22 protein-coding genes are annotated in these 20,929 nt (G+C 55.8%); 5 read left to right on the plus strand and 17 right to left on the minus strand.

What is annotated here, in order from left to right; translation table 11 throughout:
• Positions 1 to 85: 85 nt before the first annotated feature.
• The gene (locus tag PAECUDRAFT_RS13900) at positions 86 to 1,510 is read right to left on the minus strand and encodes a sensor histidine kinase (RefSeq protein ID WP_006038733.1); all 1,425 of its coding nucleotides are present in this window, start codon (positions 1,508 to 1,510) and stop codon (positions 86 to 88) included.
• Positions 1,507 to 2,190 carry a response regulator transcription factor gene (locus tag PAECUDRAFT_RS13905; RefSeq protein WP_006038734.1) on the minus strand — a complete coding sequence of 228 codons (684 nt, stop codon included), beginning with the start codon at positions 2,188 to 2,190 and terminating at the stop codon, positions 1,507 to 1,509. The genes PAECUDRAFT_RS13900 and PAECUDRAFT_RS13905 overlap by 4 nt, the downstream gene beginning before the upstream one ends.
• 232 nt (positions 2,191 to 2,422) lie before the next feature.
• Between PAECUDRAFT_RS13905 and PAECUDRAFT_RS13910 the strand changes: the two genes are divergently transcribed.
• Entirely contained in the window at positions 2,423 to 2,818 is a 396-nt protein-coding gene (locus PAECUDRAFT_RS13910) for a secondary thiamine-phosphate synthase enzyme YjbQ (RefSeq protein WP_006038735.1), read from the plus strand.
• A gap of 97 nt (positions 2,819 to 2,915) precedes the next feature.
• Positions 2,916 to 3,854 carry a thioredoxin-disulfide reductase gene (gene trxB, locus PAECUDRAFT_RS13915; RefSeq protein ID WP_006038736.1) on the plus strand — a complete coding sequence of 313 codons (939 nt, stop codon included), beginning with the start codon at positions 2,916 to 2,918 and terminating at the stop codon, positions 3,852 to 3,854.
• 96 nt (positions 3,855 to 3,950) lie between these two features.
• Here trxB and PAECUDRAFT_RS13920 read toward each other — a convergent pair whose 3' ends face one another.
• Together PAECUDRAFT_RS13920 and PAECUDRAFT_RS13925 are read right to left on the minus strand one after the other, a co-directional pair.
• Entirely contained in the window at positions 3,951 to 4,532 is a 582-nt protein-coding gene (locus PAECUDRAFT_RS13920; RefSeq protein ID WP_006038737.1) for a hypothetical protein, read from the minus strand.
• Positions 4,533 to 4,565: 33 nt separating this feature from the next.
• The gene (locus PAECUDRAFT_RS13925) at positions 4,566 to 4,802 is read right to left on the minus strand and encodes a DUF6953 family protein (RefSeq protein ID WP_006038738.1); all 237 of its coding nucleotides are present in this window, start codon (positions 4,800 to 4,802) and stop codon (positions 4,566 to 4,568) included.
• Positions 4,803 to 4,926: 124 nt separating this feature from the next.
• On the opposite strand from PAECUDRAFT_RS13925, the gene PAECUDRAFT_RS13930 reads away from it, so the two are divergent.
• On the plus strand, positions 4,927 to 5,886 hold the full coding sequence (locus PAECUDRAFT_RS13930; protein WP_006038739.1) for a D-2-hydroxyacid dehydrogenase: 960 nt from the start codon (positions 4,927 to 4,929) through the stop codon (positions 5,884 to 5,886).
• Between the two features lie 26 nt (positions 5,887 to 5,912).
• Entirely contained in the window at positions 5,913 to 6,128 is a 216-nt protein-coding gene (locus tag PAECUDRAFT_RS13935) for an LSm family protein (RefSeq protein ID WP_006038740.1), read from the plus strand.
• Positions 6,129 to 6,626: 498 nt separating this feature from the next.
• On the opposite strand, the gene PAECUDRAFT_RS13945 is transcribed toward PAECUDRAFT_RS13935, so the two are convergent.
• Together PAECUDRAFT_RS13945 and PAECUDRAFT_RS13950 are read right to left on the minus strand one after the other, a co-directional pair.
• On the minus strand, positions 6,627 to 7,460 hold the full coding sequence (locus tag PAECUDRAFT_RS13945) for a hypothetical protein (protein ID WP_006038742.1): 834 nt from the start codon (positions 7,458 to 7,460) through the stop codon (positions 6,627 to 6,629).
• Between the two features lie 383 nt (positions 7,461 to 7,843).
• Positions 7,844 to 9,829, minus strand: coding sequence for an ABC-F family ATP-binding cassette domain-containing protein (locus tag PAECUDRAFT_RS13950; protein ID WP_006038743.1), 1,986 nt, complete (start codon positions 9,827 to 9,829; stop codon positions 7,844 to 7,846).
• A gap of 159 nt (positions 9,830 to 9,988) precedes the next feature.
• On the opposite strand from PAECUDRAFT_RS13950, the gene PAECUDRAFT_RS13955 reads away from it, so the two are divergent.
• On the plus strand, positions 9,989 to 10,711 hold the full coding sequence (locus PAECUDRAFT_RS13955; protein WP_006038744.1) for a hypothetical protein: 723 nt from the start codon (positions 9,989 to 9,991) through the stop codon (positions 10,709 to 10,711).
• A gap of 308 nt (positions 10,712 to 11,019) precedes the next feature.
• Here the strand turns inward: PAECUDRAFT_RS13955 and fumC are convergent, their stop codons facing one another.
• The 11 genes from fumC to PAECUDRAFT_RS14010 form a co-directional block, all read right to left on the minus strand.
• Positions 11,020 to 12,408, minus strand: a complete 1,389-nt coding sequence (fumC, locus tag PAECUDRAFT_RS13960; protein ID WP_006038745.1) for a class II fumarate hydratase — start codon at positions 12,406 to 12,408, stop codon at positions 11,020 to 11,022.
• A 100-nt stretch (positions 12,409 to 12,508) separates the two neighbouring features.
• Positions 12,509 to 12,916, minus strand: coding sequence for a hypothetical protein (locus PAECUDRAFT_RS24740; RefSeq protein ID WP_006038746.1), 408 nt, complete (start codon positions 12,914 to 12,916; stop codon positions 12,509 to 12,511).
• 243 nt (positions 12,917 to 13,159) lie between these two features.
• Positions 13,160 to 13,825, minus strand: a complete 666-nt coding sequence (locus PAECUDRAFT_RS13970; RefSeq protein WP_006038747.1) for a bifunctional 2-keto-4-hydroxyglutarate aldolase/2-keto-3-deoxy-6-phosphogluconate aldolase — start codon at positions 13,823 to 13,825, stop codon at positions 13,160 to 13,162.
• Positions 13,826 to 14,340: 515 nt separating this feature from the next.
• Positions 14,341 to 15,087 (minus strand): type I methionyl aminopeptidase, encoded by a 747-nt coding sequence (gene map, locus PAECUDRAFT_RS13975; protein WP_006038748.1) that lies wholly within the window; start codon positions 15,085 to 15,087, stop codon positions 14,341 to 14,343.
• A 185-nt stretch (positions 15,088 to 15,272) separates the two neighbouring features.
• Positions 15,273 to 16,148 (minus strand): MetQ/NlpA family ABC transporter substrate-binding protein, encoded by an 876-nt coding sequence (locus tag PAECUDRAFT_RS13980; protein ID WP_040712714.1) that lies wholly within the window; start codon positions 16,146 to 16,148, stop codon positions 15,273 to 15,275.
• Between the two features lie 65 nt (positions 16,149 to 16,213).
• Positions 16,214 to 16,879, minus strand: a complete 666-nt coding sequence (locus tag PAECUDRAFT_RS13985; RefSeq protein WP_006038750.1) for a methionine ABC transporter permease — start codon at positions 16,877 to 16,879, stop codon at positions 16,214 to 16,216.
• Positions 16,876 to 17,883 carry a methionine ABC transporter ATP-binding protein gene (locus PAECUDRAFT_RS13990; protein ID WP_040712631.1) on the minus strand — a complete coding sequence of 336 codons (1,008 nt, stop codon included), beginning with the start codon at positions 17,881 to 17,883 and terminating at the stop codon, positions 16,876 to 16,878. Before PAECUDRAFT_RS13990 ends, PAECUDRAFT_RS13985 begins: the two co-directional genes overlap by 4 nt.
• A gap of 146 nt (positions 17,884 to 18,029) precedes the next feature.
• Positions 18,030 to 18,218 carry a hypothetical protein gene (locus tag PAECUDRAFT_RS13995; protein WP_006038752.1) on the minus strand — a complete coding sequence of 63 codons (189 nt, stop codon included), beginning with the start codon at positions 18,216 to 18,218 and terminating at the stop codon, positions 18,030 to 18,032.
• 229 nt (positions 18,219 to 18,447) lie between these two features.
• Positions 18,448 to 18,660, minus strand: a complete 213-nt coding sequence (locus tag PAECUDRAFT_RS14000) for a hypothetical protein (protein WP_006038753.1) — start codon at positions 18,658 to 18,660, stop codon at positions 18,448 to 18,450.
• A gap of 79 nt (positions 18,661 to 18,739) precedes the next feature.
• The gene (locus PAECUDRAFT_RS14005; protein WP_006038754.1) at positions 18,740 to 19,171 is read right to left on the minus strand and encodes a PaaI family thioesterase; all 432 of its coding nucleotides are present in this window, start codon (positions 19,169 to 19,171) and stop codon (positions 18,740 to 18,742) included.
• Positions 19,158 to 20,903: a long-chain-fatty-acid--CoA ligase gene (locus PAECUDRAFT_RS14010; RefSeq protein ID WP_006038755.1), complete on the minus strand. Its 1,746-nt coding sequence runs from the start codon at positions 20,901 to 20,903 to the stop codon at positions 19,158 to 19,160. Before PAECUDRAFT_RS14010 ends, PAECUDRAFT_RS14005 begins: the two co-directional genes overlap by 14 nt.
• Between the last annotated feature and the right edge of the window lie 26 nt (positions 20,904 to 20,929).

Below are 20,929 nucleotides of genomic sequence, written 5' to 3' on the forward strand. Positions count from 1 at the left end.
TCTGCAACCGCCTTTCCTTAACTGTGGTCATATTGGCAATCGTATGCGAGCCGGCAGCCGATCATAACTGCCCGTAAGACAAATGTCAGCGCGCCTCGTCCGGCTCTGCTTGCGGCTTAAGCGGCAGCTGAACGACGATCGTCGTCCCGCTGCTGAACCGTCCAAACTCGGACAGCGGCTCCGCTTCCACGCTTCCGCCGTGGAGGCTGACGATTCGCTTCACGATCGACAAGCCGAGTCCGCTTCCCCCGCTGCTTCGGTCGCGCGATGGATCAGCCTTATAAAACCGTTCGAATATGCGTTCACGCGCTTCTGCGGGTATGCCGGGTCCCGTATCGGACAGCCGAACGATAACGGCCTCTTCGCCGCCGGGGTGCTGCATCGTGATCGATATCCTTCCACCCTTCGGGGTGAACTTGATCGCATTGTGCAGCACATTCACCCACACTTGATTCAAGCTATCGACATCGGCTTGGATAACGGTTTCCAGCAAATGCAGCTCCAGCTCGATCCCCTTGTCCGCCCATTGCGGCTCGCAGGACAGCACCACATCCCTGAGCTGGCGATCCAGACGGAACGGTTGCGGATGAAACGGATGATGCTGCGAATCAAGGGACGCCAGCCGCAGCATATTATCGCTAAGGCGCGATAGCCGCCCGCTCTCCTGCTTAATGATGTCTACGTAGTGGCTTCGCTCTTCCTCCGTCACCTGCGTGCTGCGCAGCGCCTCTGCAAAGCCGTTTATCGAGGTAAGCGGCGACTGCAGCTCATGCGACACGCTGGATACAAAATCCGACCGCATCGACTCGATCTGGCTGAGGCTGTCCGCCATTTTATTGAAGCTATCGGCCAGCTCGCCCAGCTCATCCTTGCGATTCATCGGCACGCGGACCGTGAAGTCGCCTTTGGCAAGGCGTCCCGTCGCCCGCGTTAATTGCTTGAGCGGCTGAACGAGGTAGCGCGCAGCTACGAGAAACAATAAACTTCCGATGATCAGCAATGACATCAAAAGCATATTCGACGTCCGCATGAAGCTGCGTTCCAGCGGCATCCGCTCCGGGCTTAGAAACAACGCAACTTCAAAAGGGCCGAACTTCGCCATTTTGCCAACGACTCGCCCTTGCGGGCGACCCGTCTGTTCATCGTCCGATAGCTGCACGGCGATCGTTCGCCCCTGAAATACCGATTCCACCTGCTCTGGCTGCAGCTGCTCGCCGATCGATCGGAATCGCTCGCCGAAGCCGAACCATCGGCCGTCCATCGTTACGCCAACCATCGTTACCCCTTGCAAGCGAGCTGTCTCCGACAGGAACGGCATCAGCCCGCGCGGCTGCGATACCATATACAGTCGTTCAATATCCGAGATCGTGTTCGACAGCTGAATCGATTGCTCGGTCCGAATATCTTTGCGGAAATAATGATTCGTGAATAAAAATGCCACGGCGATACTAATCAGCACGACCGCAAGAAACATGCCGACCAATCGCACATATAAGCTGCGCAGCTTCAATCGGAAGCCACCTCCAGCCGGTAGCCGAGACCGCGAATCGTGACGATGCGAAAGCCTGAGGTTTGCTCCGGAAACCGTTCGCGAAGCCGCTTCACGTGGACGTCGACCGTTCGCTCGTCGCCTTCATAATCGACGCCCCACAGCTGCTCGATCAATTGCTCGCGCGCGAACGTTTTGTTTGGGTAGCTCGCCATTTTGAACAGCAGCTCAAACTCCTTCGGCGGCAGCTTCACTCTGCCTTCTGGCATTGTCACGTCATAGTCCGTCTTGCTCAGCGAGATGCAACCGACCTCCACCGTATGCGACGCCACTATTTTATATCGCTTCAACAACGCCTTCACCCGCACGACCAGCTCAAGCGGATCGAAGGGCTTGACCAAATAATCGTCTGCCCCCAGCTCGAATGCGCGAACCTTATGCGAGGTTTCCCCTTTGGCCGTCAGCATCAATAGCGGCATGTCCTGCCCATAGCTGTCGCGCAGCGCTTCGCAAAGCGCCCAGCCGTCCATTCGCGGCATCATAATATCCATAATCGCCATATCCGGCCTCACGGCCTCCAACTGGCGCAGCGCATCTTCGCCATCCGTCGCCTGCAAAATCTCGTAGCCCTCCCGTCGCAGGAAAACGCTCGACAGCTCCCGAATGTTCGGGTCATCGTCTACGACTAATATTTTGGCCATATTCGCCCTCAGCTCCCTCATTCCGACCCCATGGGCGGACAAATCCGCACTCTACGCCCATCATAGCATAGCCTATCCAGCCGCTTCCTTAGCGTATCCTTAAAATTCACAGCCGCCCTGCCTTGCCGCCAGCCCCATCCGCCGTTGACAGGCCTATTCCCCGCATGCCACACTGTGTAGGAAACATTACCACTTGCTCAGTCGAGCAGTTTACGCTAGGAGTGACCAAACCATGATAACGACCGAGACGTTGTCCACGGCACGTCGCGATGAAATGATCGATATTACGCGCCAAGTCGCTGCGATCGTATCCAAGGACGGCAGGCGCAGCGGCATCGCTGTCATCTATTGCCCCCATACGACGGCGGGCATCACCATTCAAGAGAACGCCGACCCTGACGTCAAGCATGACGTGCTCATGCGGCTTGACGAGGTTTACCCGTGGGAGCACCCGCGCTATCGGCATGCCGAAGGCAACACGGCTGCCCACTTGAAAGCTATGACGGTTGGAACGAGCCAAACCGTGCTCATTGAGGACGGACGCCTCGTGCTCGGCACATGGCAGGGCATTTACTTTTGCGAATTCGACGGACCGAGACGCCGCAGCTACCATGTAAAGCTGCTTTGAGCATATTGACAAAAACGCTTATTTATAATAATTTTAAACTACGAATCAATTTCAATTGCACACAATATAAATAGCACTCATCGGGGAGGACAACTATATGTACAAAACGATTATTATCGGCACCGGCCCTGCAGGCCTGACCGCAGCAATTTACCTGGCGCGCGCCAACATGGCGCCGCTCGTCATTGAAGGACCGCAGCCAGGCGGACAGCTCACGACAACAACCGAAATCGAGAACTTCCCAGGTTTCCCGGAAGGCATCCTCGGCTCCGAGCTCATGTCCAACATGCGCAAGCAAGCGCAGCGCTTCGGCGCTGAATTCATCACGGGCTGGGTGAACGACGTCGACTTCAGCCAACGTCCATTCACGATCAACGTCGAGGGCGGCAAACAGCTGCAGGCGGAATCGATCATCATCTCCACGGGCGCATCGGCCAAATATCTGGGCATCCCAGGCGAGCAAACGAACATCGGACGCGGCGTCAGCACTTGCGCTACCTGTGACGGATTTTTCTTCCGCGGCAAAAAAATCGTCGTCATCGGCGGCGGCGACTCCGCGATGGAAGAAGCGCATTTCTTGACTCGCTTCGCATCGCAGGTAACGCTGGTTAACCGTCGCAGCGAGCTTCGCGCCTCCAAAATCATGCAGGACCGCGCTCGCTCCAACGAGAAAATCGCATGGGCGCTTAACAACACGCCAGTTGAAGTCGAAGCAGGCGTATTGGGCGTAACTGGCCTGAAAGTGCGCAACAACGAGACTGGCCAAGAAGAAGTAATCGAGACAGACGGGGTGTTCGTGGCAATCGGCCACACGCCGAACACCGGCTTCCTCGGCGGCCAAATCGACACGGATGAGCATGGCTACATTAACGTGAAGCCAGGCACAACCGAGACGAACATCCCGGGCGTCTTCGCTTGCGGCGACGTGCAGGATACGAAATATCGCCAAGCGATTACAGCTGCTGGCAGCGGCTGCATGGCTGCTCTGGAAGCGGAGCGTTACCTCGAAGAGCTGCACAGCAAAGTTTCGGTATAAACAACAAAAGGGGCTGGCCCTCGCGTAGATTCCATCTACCGAGGGCTTCAGCCCCTTTTTCTAATCAGTTCTCACTCGAACACCGCGCCCGCCTAGCTACTTCAGCGGCTTAACGGACGGATGGTCAAAATAGTCATCCATCCGCTTATTGGAAAGCGCCAGCGCATCCTCGCGGTTGCTCGCAGGCGCAGCGATCATGAATCCATCATCGGGGCTCCAGCTCTTGCCCTCTTCGCCGTTGGCCATCTTGACTGGCGTCATCACGAGCAGCGTCACTTCCGAGTAGTCTTTATTCGCGAACAGCGTATGATAGCCATACACCTTCGGCATCGTTTTGCCATTCACGCGTTCAACGTAACCATAAGACATCGGCCCGTAGCCATCACGCATAAAATGGATTTCCAGATCCCGCTGGTCCTCTGGCACCGGTATGTTCTCGCCAACGACGGTAACTCGCCCCTTGAACGTGCGGTCGCCCCAAATGCTCATGCGCGATACGCCATGAATAACCACCGTTGCCGATTCCGTTCCCGCCTTCGCGCCATCGGCGCCCAGCTGATATTTGACGCCGTGCAGCGTCACGTCAATCGACCGAGGGAACGTATAGATGCCTACCGCTATGCCGCATAACAGAATGACCGTCAAGCCGATGCCCATGATCCACTTCTTCGTGTCCAAGCGGGGAACAACTCCTCTGCTCGTAGAGTAGCGCTAGCTCCAGCCCCAGAAAAAGCCGTCGCGCTCCCATGCCGCCCTGCCTTTATGCAGCTTGCGGAATGCCTTCTTCACATCCTTGCCAATCGACAAATTGCCGTTATCGTTCACGTACAAGAACGACTCGCCGAACCGGCTTGCAATGTACTGCGTTGCTTCCTCTTGATGCAAAATGCCCTTGTTTCTCACTTCGTCCAGCATCCACTGGGCTACCTGTTCCGCTGTTACAGCCATGCTTTATGCCACGCTCCAATAGTAACGATTTTCCCCATACTAGCATTTTGCAGGTGTGCCAACAAGTTCGGCGGCATCATCTGGTATACTTAGGAGACGATCTGAACATCAGGAGGGTTTCACTATGAGCCAAAAATTAATGATTGTGATGGGCGGCCTCTCGCCTGACGAGCAGTCCCGCGTTCGCGAAGCGGCAGCAGGCTGGGATGTGCGCTTCGGCAAAGTAAAGGAGCTCGACAGCCAGCTGTTCCGCGAAGCGGAAGTTGTCGTCGGCTGGAGCCCTGCTATTGAGACCGACGGTTTGCTGCCGGATTCCAAGCTGCGCTGGGTGCAGGCTTGGTCTGCCGGGGTAGACAAGCTGCCTCTTGCCAAGCTGGAGGCTAAAGGCGTTATGCTCACCGATGCGAGCGGCGTTCATCCTCCGCAGGTATCAGAGACCGCGCTGGCGATGATGCTCGGTTTCACGCGCCACATTCACACGGCTGTCCGCAACCAAGAGAAGCGGCTGTGGAATCCGAAAGGCAACTTTGGCGAGATCCATCATAAAACGATCGGCATCATCGGCGCAGGCGAAATCGGCTCCGAGCTTGCGCGGCTCGCGCGGGCCTTCGGCATGAAAACGCTCGGCGTGAGACGCTCCGGCCGCCCTGCTGACGGCTTCGATCACATGTACAGCATGTCGGGACTTCATGATGTGCTGGCGGCAAGCGATTTCGTGGTGAACATCCTGCCTCTAACAGCAGAAACGACAGGGCTGTTCAATGCCTCGGCTTTCGCGCAAATGAAGCCGTCTGCGTTCTTCGTCAATATCGGCCGCGGGCCTTCCGTCGTTACCGACGACCTCGTTCAGGCGCTGCGTGACGGCGTCATCGCCGGGGCAGGGCTTGATGTAACCGAGCCGGAGCCGCTGCCTGAGAATCATCCGCTATGGGAGATGGACAACGTCATTCTCACGCCGCATACCGCCGGCCAGACCGACCGTTACAGCGAGCGGGTCACCGCGCTCTTCCTTCGCAACCTCGCCGCTTATATCCAGGATGGACGGCCGGACAAAAATCTGGTCGACTATCGCGCGAACTATTAATTTTGAGTGCAGAGGAGCATTCCGCCATGTCTATTAATCGCCGACTCCATACCGATTCGGATTTTCAAGAAGCACTCGACCGCCAGATTAAGCTGCGCGTATTCCGCGACGATCACATGATCGAGAACGGCGGCACGCTCGTCCGGTTCGATGACAGCACGGTCGTCATTCAATCGAGCGTCAGCGACCTCGCTTACTATACGCGTTCAGAATGCGAGTTTTTCGAGCTTCGCAAACGGTAAAAAACAAACAAAACCCGCCGGCTGGTCGATGGAGCGACCAAACCGGCGGGTTTCATTTTATAAACAAAGCTGCTTTTAAATCGAATTCAAAATAACAGGCGTTGCCACTAACGATATCAAGCATATAAAAATGCTGCTCCAAGCATCAACGGCATGGCTTTTTCTCGAAATCGCAAACAAGTAAATATAAACGCCAATTATGACCACTGCGACGGCGCTGGCTACGTTTCCTTCGGCTGCTCCTTTTGCGTGTTTCCCGAAACTCATCATACGGTATAAATAGAACAAAGAAATGCCCGAAACTACGCTCGATAGATAAATCAAAAAACCTCTCTTTGTCATATTCACACCTCAACCTGCATCCCATTAATGTTCACAGGATACTACAGTACTTAGGTAAATCGTTGTCGAAAATTGTCGAAAGTATTCATTTTTTAACATAACTTTAGGTTTCTTCCGTAAATCAGCAAAGCGCTGCTCCCCTTGATGCGTGGGACGCTACGCCACCAGCTTAACCCCTACGCCAAACGTCGTGATCCCCGTATCGATTTTCCATTCGCAATCTCCAGCCGGCAGCTGATCTGACATCTGCCCCTCCAGCCGCCACTCCCCCTCTTTCACAGGGACGGTCTGCGCCCATAGGGTGGAATCGCCTTTCATCAATGCAACCGTCACATGCTCTGTACGAGCCCCGCGTCCGAGTATCGTGAATGGCGCGCCAACGGCCACCTGCGAAGGCGCTTCGTATGGCTTTACATTCGGCATCCAATCCAAGTAACCCTTACTGACGAAAGAATAGAGCTGGCCCGACTCTGCAAAATACGGCCCGTCTGCGGTTCCCTCGATCCAGACGCGATTGTCGACCGGCTTGCATGACGTGGTTGTATTGCCTTGCGAATCCTTATTGCTATCGCATGTCCATGCGGGGCGAATGACGATTATCCTTTTTCGGCTAAATTCGATATTCACCGCCATGCTGCGCCCATCCAGCGGAGAGCTCAGCCCCTTGCCGTCCACCCGCTTCGCCTGATCGATCCACTGCAGGAGCTGATCAATTCGCTGATTGTCTCGACCGCCAATTAGCGGGCTGCTGACATACTGGGACGGAATCGGCCACGACATGTAAACCCACTGTACGCCTGATGACGGCATTGCTGGCGCTCCCGACACCTGCGTTTTTGCCGTCTGTGCGACTTGCCCGGCCGAAGGCTGGACAGCTGATGGCGAAACAGCCGAAGACGATGTGTGTATGGATGCCGTCGATTGGCTGCAGCCGCTCAATAACCATAAACATGCCAATATGACAATTCCCCATTTGTACCTATGTTTCATATCCATCCCTCCTTATCTGCCCATTCGGACGCATTGTGGAGGCGAAAGGTTTCATCTTGATCTGGTTAAGATCGTGGGTGTGTGTAACGGACCGGAATGCCGCTATTAGGCGAAAATGAGCCTTTTGCACATTCTAACAGACACACGGGCCGTTATTCGCCCGCATATGCTCGCATTACCGCTGATAACTGGGAAATAACGCCTCTGGTGTCCGTTAGCTTTGGCGTTCCCCTTTTTGAGCCGAAATAACGTCCACTCGGTCCGTTAACTCAACCCGCACACGAAAAAAGCATACCCGATGTCGGGCATGCTTCTCCTATTTGGACGCTGTTTCCGGCACACGTCGTACGTTCCTTCCAGCGCTCGTCCCATATACAGTGCTGTTACTTCTTCTTCTGCGCCTCGATCTGCTCAGCGAGCTCGTTCAAGTACGTCCAGCGCTCCATCAGCTCTTCGAGCTTCGTCTCCAATTGGCTTTGCTCCGCGATCAGCTGCTGAAGGAGCACGGAGTCGCTGCCCGAGGCGTCCATCTGCTCAGCCACCTTCGTCAGCGCTTCCTCCGTCTCGGCGATCCACTCGTCGATGGACTCAAAATCCTTCTGGTCTTTATATGACATCCGCAAGTTCTTCTGCCGTCCGGTATCTTCAACTGCTGCTGGCTGCGCGTTCGCTGCCGCCGCCGTGCTCGCTCCCTGCCCGGCTGGTCGGTTGGCTGAGCCGCTTTTGCCAGCAGCGCCGCCTGACGTCGCACCCTCCGAGGCGTCATCGCCCCGTCCGCGCGTCCGCTCTTCATATTCGGAATAGTTGCCCGCATGAATCGCAACTTCTTCTGTGCCTTCGAATGCAAACAGCCGATCGACCGTTCGATCTAAGAAATAGCGATCATGGGAGACCACGAAGACGACGCCCGGGAAGTCTTCCAAATACTCCTCAAGCACGGATAGCGTCGCGATATCCAAATCATTCGTCGGCTCGTCGAGCAGCAGCACGTTCGGCGCTTCCATCAGCACGCGAAGCAGCTGCAGCCGGCGCTTCTCGCCGCCGGACAGCCTGCCGATCAGCGTCCATTGCATCGTCGGCGGGAAAAGGAAGCGCTCCAGCATTTGCGAAGCAGAGACGCTAGTGCCATCGGCCGTCTTCACCTGCTCCGCGCCGTCGCGAATATACTCAATGACGCGCAGCGATTCGTCCATCTCTTCATGCTCCTGAGAGAACCAGCCGACGCGCACCGTTGGGCCGATTTCGGCTTTCCCTTCGGTTGGCTCCAGACGGTCCCCAATGATCTTGAGTAAGGTCGATTTGCCGCTGCCGTTGCGGCCGACGATGCCGACGCGATCCTCTGGCACCGCCATGTAGCTAAAGCTGCGGAACAGCATCCGCTCGCCGAAGCGATGTCCGACATCCTCCAGCTCTACAATCTTCCGGCCCAGTCGCGCCGAGGCAACGGATACGTCCATTTTGCCTGCCGATTGGCCCGGCCCTTGCGCCTTCAGCTTTTCGAACCGCTCAATCCGCGCTTTCTGCTTGGTCGAGCGCGCTTTCGCACCGCGGCGAATCCACGCCAGCTCGTTGCGCAGTAAGTTCTGCCGCTTCGATTCCGATGCCGCCTCCCGCTCCTCGCGCTCCAGCTTCAGCTCCAAAAACCGGCTGTAATTCGCTTCATAGAAGTAAGCCCGCCCGCGATCGAGCTCCAGCACGCGATTCGCTACACGATCAAGAAAATAGCGATCATGCGTAATCATGAGCAGCGCGCCGCGCCGCTTCTGCAGCATCGCTTCAAGCCAAGCGACAGACTCATTATCGATGTGGTTGGTCGGCTCATCGAGGATGAGCAAGTCCGACGGCTGCACCAGCGCCGCCGCCATCGCCGCGCGTTTGCGCTGGCCGCCCGAGAGCACGCCCATCCGAACGCTAAAATCGTGCAGGCCGAGCTTCGAGAGCGCGGCCTTCGCGTCATTTTCCAGCTGCCATGCGTTCAGCTCGTCCATCTTGGCATTCACTTCGACAAGCTTCTGCTGAAGCTTCTCATCGCTAGGATTAAGCTCCAGCGCCAGCAGCGCCTCATGATAAGCGCGAACGGCCGCCATCTCTGGCGATGCCCCGCCGAGCGCATGCTCCAGAATCGTTTCCTCCGGGTCATACGCCGGATTTTGCGCGAGCATCCGAATCGTTGCTTTCCCAGAAATTGAAACCTTGCCCGAGTCAGCCGGTTCAAGGTTCGCTATCACTTTCAACAGCGTCGATTTGCCCGTTCCGTTGACGCCGATAATGCCTATTTTATCCCCTTCGGCAACGCCGAACGAGATGTCCTCGAACAGCGTTTTTTCTCCATACGTTTTGGTCAAATGCTCGACTGATAAGATATGCATCGCGTATTCACACTCTTTTCCCGGTTATCCGTCATCATCCCCTTATTATAGCACACGAGTTCAGCCCTGCATCTAGAGATGCCTGTCGCGCTATTGCTATTGTCAGATGCGAGGCGTATCGTAAGTAGTGTTGTTATTTTTGGTGGAGGTATCGATAAAATGAACCATTCTCCTCGACGCATTCTGCTGCTCGTGCTTATGCTGCTTAGCTTGCTTGCGGTCACGGCTGGCTGCGCCCAAGGCGAAGCGCATCTTCGAATAAAAGCAAATGGCACGGGCGATCTCTCCCTCACGATGGCACTCAATAGCAAAGCGCTCACCGCACTGGGCGGCGGCGACGTAATGGCCAAAATAAGCGAGAAGCTCGCCGAGAGCGGCTTCGCGGTCGATCCCTTATCTACCGATAATGGGCAGGCGAAGCTGCATGCCACTCGGTCGATAGATTTTAAAAAAGGAACGGACGTACAGGTGCCTGGCGTCACCGTTACAAGAGAAACGTCGAAGGGCGGCCCATTTACGACGGACGAGCATGTCATGATCGACGCGGACTTGAGCAAGCTGATGCCTGAACGCGTGCGAAGCGAGGTCACGGATCGCTTGGCCGATCTGAACCCGCTGGTCCGCAAGCTGGTGCTGCGCGAGCTGCAATTTGATTTTAAGCTGACGATGCCCCTGCGCGCGAAAGCTCATAATGCCGACGCAGTGGAGGATGGCGGCAAAACGCTCGTCTGGCATCTGTCGCTGACCGAGCCGGACAAGTTCGACGTTACGGTCGGCGTGCCGAATGTGAAGGTGATCGCGATTACGGCGGCAGCCGCGCTCCTCGTTATCGGAGCGCTTATCGCTTGGTGGCGGATTCATCGCCGGAATCGACGAGGATGAGCGTAACGATAGTGCGACTGTGCGCTTGGCGCAGGTTCCTCGGTTCCGTTCGTTGCAAACCGTACAATGAGACCGCGCTTCCCATCACAGCAAGAGCGCATCATTGCAGATCGTACAACGAGACTCACTCCTCCAGACCCGAACCGTCGCATCTAGTAGCCAAAAAGGCTGTTCCATTGCATCAAATGCAATGGAACAGCCTTTTTCAAGTCAAACCATGCCTGTTCATTGCACGTACTGCAACGGGATAGACAGCTGACCGCTTGGTTCTTCTATACGAGTGAAACCGGCCTCGTTCTCGGCTCGCGCTATGCGTTAGGCCCTACCATTTGCTCTGGTCGAACGTATGCATCGAACTGCTCGCCCGTCAGCAAACCGCTGCTTATCGCCGCCTCACGGAGCGTCGTGCTTTCCTTATGCGCCTTCTTCGCAATCGATGCGGCGTTCTCGTAGCCAATATGGGGGTTCAAGGCCGTCACCAGCATAAGCGATTGCTCGACATTACGGCGAATGACCGCTTCGTTCGGCTCGATGCCAATTGCACAGTGCTCATTGAAGGAGCGCATCGCATCAGCGAGCAGCCGCACCGAGTGCAGGAAGTTGTAGATGATAACCGGTTTATATACGTTCAGCTCAAAATTGCCCTGGCTCGCCGCTACGCCAATCGCCGTATCGTTGCCCATTACCTGGCAAACGACCATCGTCAGCGCTTCGCACTGCGTCGGGTTCACCTTGCCCGGCATGATCGAGCTGCCCGGTTCATTCTCTGGAATCGTCAGCTCCCCGATGCCGCTTCGCGGACCGCTTGCCAGCCAGCGCACATCGTTGGCGATTTTCATCAAATTCGCGGCTAACGCCTTAATCGCGCCATGGACGAAGACGATCGCATCATGGCTCGTCAGCGCGTGGAACTTGTTCGGCGCCGTAACGAATGACTTGCCCGTCAGCGCGCTCGCCTTCTCGGCGACAAGCGCCGCAAAGCCGGGAGGCGCGTTAATGCCCGTGCCTACGGCCGTACCGCCCAACGCCAACCCGCGCATAGCCGGGAGGCTCGCGCGCAGCATGCCTTCCGCCTCTGCCAGCATGGCATGCCATCCGCTTACCTCTTGGCCGAGCGTCAACGGCGTTGCATCTTGCAGATGCGTCCGGCCGATTTTGACGATACCGCGGAATTTCTCCGCCTTATCCGCCAGTGTGCGGCTGAGCTCAGCCAGCGCTGGCAGCAGCTGATCCTCGACCGCTGTCACGCCTGCTATATGCATAGCTGCGGGGAATGTGTCGTTGGAGCTCTGCGACCGGTTCACATCATCATTCGGATGGATGCGAGCGTCGCTGCCCTGCTGCTCCAGCCAAGCGTTCGCCCGTCTAGCGACGACCTCGTTCACGTTCATATTCGTCTGCGTGCCGCTGCCGGTCTGCCAGACGACTAACGGGAAGTGGCCATCCAATTCGCCGTTTACTATATCATCGACCGCTAATCCGATCGCTTTCGCTTTCTCCGGATCAAGTACGCCAAGCGCCTCGTTCGACTCCGCTGCCGCTTTTTTGACGATCGCCATCGCGCGGACGATCTCCATTGGCATACGGTCTCCGCCGATGCGGAAATTTTCCAAGCTTCGCTGCGTTTGGGCGCCCCATAGCTTGTCAGCCGCTACGCGAATCTCGCCCATCGTGTCCTTCTCAATCCGGTATTCCATCATTCCGCCTCCTGAGCCGAAGTATTGTCATACATACCGCCACTCCCAATGTTACCCTAATGGAGACTGTTCTAAAAGCAGCGTTCGGCCCTTCTGCTCCTTAACGCGGAGTCCCTTCCTGAATTCCCTGAACCAGTACGTCGTCAGCATCCAGCGTAATCGTTGGAACGCCATTGATGCTAAAGGTGATAACCGCATGCCGCGGACTGTGCGATTGATTATAAAATCCAGGCTCCTGCTGCAGAAAGCCCTGCTCGATAAGCGTCTCTATCGCTATATTTTTATTCGTGCTCATGTTCGTCGCCATAACGTAATGCATAGCTGCTGCAACGATCTGCTGCTGGCCTCTCTCATCTGCGTGCACCTGAGAAATATGCACAAGCTCCTTTATTGATGGGACTGCAAGGATCGCGATAATCGCGACGATTACGACAATTGCGAGCTTCTCCAAATGTGTCAAGCCATTGGGTGCCGCCAGTGCATTCCGTTTATGCTGCTTAACTTCCATTTTGTTTCTCCACCCCTTACAATTGCGATCAAATGTTGCGTCGTTCCGTAGCATCAATTCCCGTACATTTAACCACATCATTTCAATTAAAGTCAATGATTCCCACCTATTGCAAATAAAAAAAGCAGGTCCATTGAACCCGCCGTCACCACTGCTATAGTCACGCAAAAATTCGGCGCCCCCCTGCCGTTAGGCAGAGAGAAACGCCGATACCTACCGTACAGCACGCGAAATGGCTTGCGCTTACGCCTTCGCGCTGCGATACGCTGCGATATAAGCTGCCGCTTTCCGTTCGATTGATGAATAATCGCCTGTTTGAACCGCTTCCTTCGTCAGATCCGATCCGATCCCGACCGCAACAGCGCCCGCCCTGATCCAATCCTTCAAATTGCTGAGCGAGACGCCGCCAGTCGGCATCACATTCGCCTGCGGCAGCGGCCCTTTGATCGCCGAAATAATGGATGGCGAGAACAAATTGCCCGGGAACAGCTTCACGATGTCCACGCCGAGCTCTAGCGCGCTCTGAATTTCATGAATCGTGACCGCTCCCGGCATAACGGGCACGCTGTAGCGATTGCAAAGCTTGATCGTGCCTTCGCTGAAGCACGGCGCGACGACGAATTCCGCTCCTGCGAGAATAGCTGCCCGGGCCGTCTCAGGATCGAGCACGGTACCGACGCCGATAATGGCAAACTTGTCCGACGACGGGTCGGCTTCGCTTGAAAACTCAGCCGCGAGCTGTTCAATCGCCCGCAGCGCAAAAGGAACTGTCATCGTAATCTCGATCGCCTTGATGCCGCCTCTAATCGCATGGCGCGCCATGTCTGCTACTGCCTCTGCCGAATCCGCCCGCAGGACGGCTACGACGCCCGCTTCGGTCAACAGCTGCGTTGTTCTTAGCTTTTTCATCCCTGATCACCTTATCATCATCGATTTCCCGAAGGATATTAACAACGTTGTTAGTTTCTATCCTCCATAGTAAACAGGAAGCTTGTACCCGTCAATATAGATAGGGCATTTTTATATGCCCTATTCGCTCCGGCTGCACGCTCGCCGGGCAATAGGGCATTTTTCTATTCCCTATTCGCTCCGGCTGCACGCTCGCCGGGCAATAGGGCACATTTATATTCCCTATTCGCTCCGGCTGCACGCTCGCCGGACAATAGGGCACATTTCTATTCCCTATTCGCTCCGGCTGCACGCCCGCCGGGCAATAGGGCATTTTTCTATTCCCTATTCGCTCCGGCTGCACGCCCGCCGGGCAATAGGGCATTTTTCTATTCCCTATTCGCTCCGGCTGCACGCCCGCCGGGCAATAGGGCATTTTTCTATTCCCTATTCGCTCCGGCTGCACGCTCGCCGGGCAATAGGGCACATTTATATGCCCTATTCGCTCGGCCCTGCTCGCCCGCAGGCTGAACATCTTACCAGTCTGTCAAAATCAATGGCCCCTTCTCCGTAATCGCAATCGTATGCTCGAACATGGCGGCCAACGAGCCGTCGCGCGTCCGGGCGCTCCAGCCGTCCTGCCCAATCGACACCTCCGATGAGCCCGTCGTTAAGATCGGCTCAATCGTAATGACCATTCCGGGCTTCAGCATAATGCCTTTGCCTTCTCGCCCCTTATTTTCGACCGCTGGCGATTCATGAATGTCGCGGCCGATGCCATGCCCCACAAAGCCGGTTACGACCGCAAATCCCGATTCCTCCGCACTTTTCTTCACCGCATGTCCGATATCGCCCAACCGCTTGCCCGGCACCGCCTGCGCAATCGCCCGATCCAGTGCATTCCGCGTGGCTCGCAGCAGCCGTTTCGCCCTTGTCGATGCCCGCCCGATCGGAAACGTCCATGCCGAGTCGGCTTTCCAGCCGTCTACATCCGCCACCATATCGATCGTGACAATGTCGCCCTCCTCCAGCGGCTCCGCATCCGGAAACCCGTGGCAGACGACGTCGTTCACCGAAGCGCATGTGGCAAAAGGATAGCCTCGATACCCTTTCTGAGCCGGAGTTGCGCCCCGTTCGCGCATTAAACGCTCCACGAATCGATCAATCTCCAAGGTCGTGACGCCGGGCGCAATCCGACTGGCGATAGCCCGATGACACTCCGCCACGACGCGTCCTGCCTTAGCGATTCGGCGAATATCCTCCTGCGACTTCCTTTCCACCACGCGTCATCACTCCCGTCTTCCTTATGCCTTAATTTATTCCGGGCGGAATAAAGTCAGAACACGTAAAGCATAGCGTTGACGCGCAAAAGTGCCCGAAACCACGCAAAAAAAAGAACCAGAAAACCGGCCGGGATGATGGTCCGTTTTCTGATCCTTTATCGCTCAGCTTATCTTTACTCTGCACCCTAGAATGCCGGAACGACTGCGCCTTTATATTTTTGCTCAATGAACGTCCGCACCTTATCGCTATTCAAAGCCTCTGCCAGCTTCTTCATCGCTTCGCTGTCCTTGTCATCCGGCCTCGATACGAGAATGTTAACGTACGGCGAGTCCTTGCCTTCAAGGAACAACGCATCCGTTGTCGGGACAAGTCCAGCTTCGAGCGCATAGTTCGTATTGATGATCCCCAGATCCACTTCATCCAGCACGCGAGGCAGCGTCGCGGCCTCCAGCTCGGTCACCTTAAGCTTCTTCGGATTATCTGTAATGTCCCCGATCGTGGCGCTGACGCCAACCCCTTCCTTCAGCTTCAGCAGGCCGTTTTTCTCCAATAAGGACAGGGCGCGGCCGCCGTTCGACGGGTCATTCGGAATCGCTACCTTCGCCCCATCTCCGAGCTCATCGAGCTTCTTCAATGTCTTGGAGTATGCGCCGAGCGGCTCGATATGAACCCCCGTGACCTTCACCAGGTCGTACCCCTTATCCTTGTTAAACTGGTCCAAATAAGGCGTATGCTGAAAGAAGTTCGCATCCAGCTGCTTCTCGTACACTTGAACGTTCGGCTGAACGTAGTCGTTGAACTCGACGATTTCAAGATTGACGCCCTGCTCCTTCAAAATCGGCTGCACCTCTTTCAAAATCTCGGCATGCGGCACCGGAGTAGCGCCGACCTTTAAAGTCACCGCTGCCGTCCCACCAGCCCCTTGCTCCGTCTTGCCCTCATCCTCATTCTGATCCTCGTCCTTATTGCCGCATGCGACCAACGAAAGCGCAAGCACCACTGTAAGCATAAGCAAAGCAAGCGCCTTCCATGGCTTCCGAAGCTTATCCGAATGTTCCATATGATTCATCCTCCAACCGTTCGTCGTCATAAGCAGTATCAGCCTCCACAGATGTCATCGTTCAATTATTTGCGGCTCATCCGCCGAACAACAAGATCTCCTATCGATTGAAGCAATTGCACGAGAATAACAAGCAGCACGACCGTAACGAACATGACGTCCGTCTGGAACCGCTGGTACCCGTAACGCAGCGCCAAATCCCCAAGGCCGCCGCCGCCGATCACGCCTGACATCGCGGTATAAGAGACTAGCGTAACAGCCGTAATGGTAATGCCTGCTGTAAGCCCCATCCTTGATTCCCGCAGCAGCACGCGGCGCACGATCGTCCAACTGGATGCTCCCATCGCTTGCGCTGCCTCAATGACGCCACGATCGACCTCGCGCAGCGAGGTTTCGACGAGCCGGGCGAAGAACGGCGCTGCCGCAACGACCAGCGGCGGAATGGAACCCTCCACTCCGATGGACGTTCCGGTGAGCCATTTGGTAAACGGCATAATCGAGATCATCAAAATGACGAATGGCACGGAACGCAGCACGTTCACAATAAACGAAAGCACGCCATACGCGATCGGCTGGCTGAGCAGCTGGCCGCGTGAGGTCAGAAACAGAATGATGCCCAGCAGCAAGCCAAGCGCAATGGTAAACAGAAGCGATAAGCCGAGCATCGTCAGCGTGTCAATCGCTGCTTCGCGTATTTCGTCCGGACGGACATTTTCGAACGACATGCTCATGCCAGCACCTCTGCTTCAATGCCTTCTGCATGCAAGCGCGCCACAATTCGCTCTACGTCGCCATCGCTTCCCCTTACGTCGACGAGCAGCTGCCCATACGGAATTCGTTTCATGCGGGATACCGTCCCCTGTAAAATCGAGAATACCGCACCGGTTTCCTTCACCGCCTCGAACAAAACCGGTTCATAGGTCTGTTTGCCTTTGAACCGAACGCGCAGCAGCCTCCCCCGCCTGATCCCTTCCTCGCTCGGAAAACCGCTGGAAGCATGCGTCGATTGCTCTACGAAATCCTGCGTCACCTGTGCACGCGGATGCAAAAACACATCGATGACATCGCCCATCTCGACGATCTCACCTTGATCGATGACCGCCACCCGATCGCAAATCGACCGGATGACATGCATCTCATGCGTAATCAGCATAATCGTCAAACCAAGCTTTTCATTAATGTCGAGCAGCAGAGACAGGATCGAGTCCGTCGTCTGCGGGTCGAGCGCCGAGGTCGCCTCATCGCATAACAGCACATCCGGCTTATTCGCCAAAGCGCGAGCGATGCCTACACGCTGCTTCTGGCCGCCAGACAGTTGGGACGGATAACGATCCCCGTAGCCTTCCAGCCCGACCAAACCTAACAGCTCATCCACTCTGGCGCGAATTTCCGATCTCGGCTGTCTGGCGAGCCGCAGCGGGAATGCGACGTTATCATGCACTGTCGCCGTCGAGAGCAGATTGAAATGCTGAAAAATAATCCCGATTCTCCTGCGATGCTGCTGAAGCTGCCTCGTACTCAGACGGGTAAGCTCCGTGCCTCCCACGACGACGCTGCCCGAGGTCGGCCTCTCCAACAAATTCACGCACCGCAAGAGTGTGCTCTTGCCTGCCCCGGAATGGCCGATGACGCCGAAAATCTCGCCGCTGCGCACATGCAAATCAATGCCGCGGATCGCTTCCGTCACGCCCGAGGCGCTATGGTACCTTTTGGTGACAGCCTTAAGCTCGATCAGATAAAGACACCTCCAGCTGCTGACGTTTGATCACAGTGTTTCCAACACGACGCATTCCCATGAATAACACCGGTGCCCAGCAGAAAAAAGCCTTGCTCCAATTAATGGAACAAGGCTGATCTATCAAACTGTATGGTGCTGCCCGCTTATCCGACCGAGGAGTTCAGCTTGCCGAGCTCATCTTCCACCAACATCGTTAATTCTTCTTCGTAACCTCCGGTTATCCGGTATTTGCGAATATAATCCTTCACAAATTTACGAGGATCTTTCGGTTGAAAAATTCGCGTGAGCTCTTTCAGGCTTTCCTTGACTTCATTCTGGCTATGTTTGGCCATGAAATCTCCCCCCCTAAGCGTTGGATGGTCATCCTTTAACTTCACGGTACGAGTACGGAAGACGGCGCGACGCCGCTGATCCTCCCTTCGGTAGTAGGCAGTTCCAATGGACAATGGACAAAAAGCAAACAATTTGCACTTTTCTCACTATTATAACACCCGACGGTTAGCTATAAAAGGGAATCGAATAATTAAAACGTTTACATAAACAATTTTTACAAAACCCACACTATTGCTCCTCGTTCCGGTCCTCCGGCAATAGCTGCGAATCCGCTAGTTGCGAGGGGTTTGCGGATCGCGAAGGGTCCTCGCCCGTCGCCGAACGGTAGTCGACAGCGTCGGCCCCTTTTCGGAACATGCGCAGGTACGCGATCACGCCTACTACGGCTACAAGTATGCCAAATACGACAACAAGGGCTGTCACCCATCCTTCAACAACCATCCTGATGCCCCCTCACAACCATTTTCCAGATATAGTTAGTATAACGAAAAGGGTAGCCCCTTTCAACCGATGCGTCCGGCTAGCGCTCCGGCGCCACCAAGCGAAAAGCGCTGCTTCCCCATGCCAGCAAGCCCCCGTCCGCGCCATAAATATGGCCCTGCATCGTGACGGTCCGCCGTGACCGATGCACGGTGACCGCTTCGCAGCGAATCTCGCCAACGCCTGCTGAAGCGAGATAATGAATGTTCATCTGAGCCGTCACAAGCAGCTCTCCCGGAAAGGCTCGCATCGCCGCGAGCCCCATCGTATTGTCCATGATGGATGCAAGCACTCCGCCATGCACGATATTCGCCATATTCAAATGCCGCTCTGTGCATGAAAGGCTGACGATCGCTCTGCCAGGCTCTGCGCTTACGACTTCGCAGCCGAGCGTACCCCAGAAGGTCAGCCGGGCTCGCTCTTCCATCTGTGCCCAGTTCTCTTCCTCGCTCGGCGGCTCAATCGGCATCATTCCCATCGCTCCCTTCGCGGCTAAGATCGTTCTCCTTCTCCAGCTCTTCATGGAGCTTGCGCTTCAGCACCTTGCCGATAATCGTTTTGGGCAGCGTATCGCGGAACTCATACACATGCGGAACTTTGAAGGAAGCTAGCCGTTCGCGGCACCATCGATTCAGCTCAACCTGCGTCAGCTCCACGCCTTGCTTCGGAATAATGTACGCCTTCACGGTTTGCCCGCGATACTCATCCGCAATGCCAATGATCGCTGCTTCCTGAACGCCGGGATGCTCATACAGCACCTCCTCGACCTCGCGCGGATAAATATTGAACCCTCCTGCAATGATCACGTCTTTAATGCGATCCACGATCGTAAAAAATCCGTCCTCGTCCATCGTCGCCAAATCGCCCGTATACAGCCAGCCGTCACGAAGCACCTTGGCGGTCTCGTTCGGCCGATTCCAGTACCCTTTCATCACCTGAGGGCCGCGGATCGCAAGCTCGCCGATCTGGCCAACCGCAGCAGGCTCGCCCGTGTCTTGATCCACGATCAAGCAATCCGTATCGGGGAAAGGGAGCCCGATAGTTCCAATCTTCCGTTTTCCCCATATCGGGTTGGCATGCGTTACTGGCGAAGCTTCCGTTAAGCCGTAGCCTTCGATCAGCCTTCCTCCGGTCAACGCCTCGAACCTTTCCTGCACCTCAAGCGGAAGCGGAGCGGAGCCGCTTACGCAAATTTCGATCGAGGACAGGTCCATCTTGGATGCCTGCGGATGATTAATTAAGGCAACATACATGGTCGGCGCACCAGGGAAGATCGACGGACGCTTCTCCCGTATCGTCTGCAGCACCTGCACCGTATCGAATCGGGGCAGCAAAATAAGCTCGCCTGCCCGCAGCGTCGCCAAATTCATTAATACCGTTAAACCAAAAACATGAAAGAGCGGCAGCGCCGCCAAAAAACGCTCGCGCGTATCGGTCGAGCGATAGAACCAAGCCGATGTCTGCATCGTATTGGCGACCAAATTGCGATGTGTCAGCATAACCCCTTTGGCAAGCCCTGTCGTACCGCCTGTATACTGCAGCTGCGCCAAATCGTTCGCCGCGTCAATGTCAGCGGCGGCGGCAAAATCCGGCTTGGCGTCAGCCATCAGTCGAGAGTACGCATGAACGCCGTGCTTCCCGTACGGGATGTCCGGACGGAAGCCATCTTTCCACTGTTTGAGCGGATATATTATCTTTTTCGGAAAAGGAAGCCCATCTTTTATAGAAGTGACGATGACTTTGCGCAAATCGGGCAAAGGTCCTAGTTCTGGATGCTCACCGCGCACCCGCGCAAGCCTTGCATACAGCAGATCAACCGTAATAATGACGGATGCGCCGCTGTCCGCCAGCTGATGTTCGAGCTCGCGCTCGACGTAAAGCGGATTCGTCTGAACGACGACCGCGCCAGCTAGCAGCGCTCCGTAATATGCAATAACCGCTTGCGGACAGTTCGGCAGCATGATCGCGACCCGTTCGCCTTTGACAACCCCCAGCCCCCGGAGGATTCCCGCCATCCGGCGGACATCCTCCAGCAAGCGATTGTACGTGATGGACTTGCCCAAGAAATATATAGCAGGCCGGTCGCCGTGCTTGCGCGCTGCCTCTAGCAGCAAATCGGGAATCGACCAATCGGGATAACTCGCCGATGGCGGCACCTCGTCTGGGTAATGGCGAAACCACGGACGCGGCTCAATCGGTTCCATCGTCCTCACCCTTTCCGATTCGAATG

Source organism: Paenibacillus curdlanolyticus YK9, from assembly GCF_000179615.1.
In the GTDB taxonomy this organism is placed as follows: domain Bacteria; phylum Bacillota; class Bacilli; order Paenibacillales; family Paenibacillaceae; genus Paenibacillus_T; species Paenibacillus_T curdlanolyticus.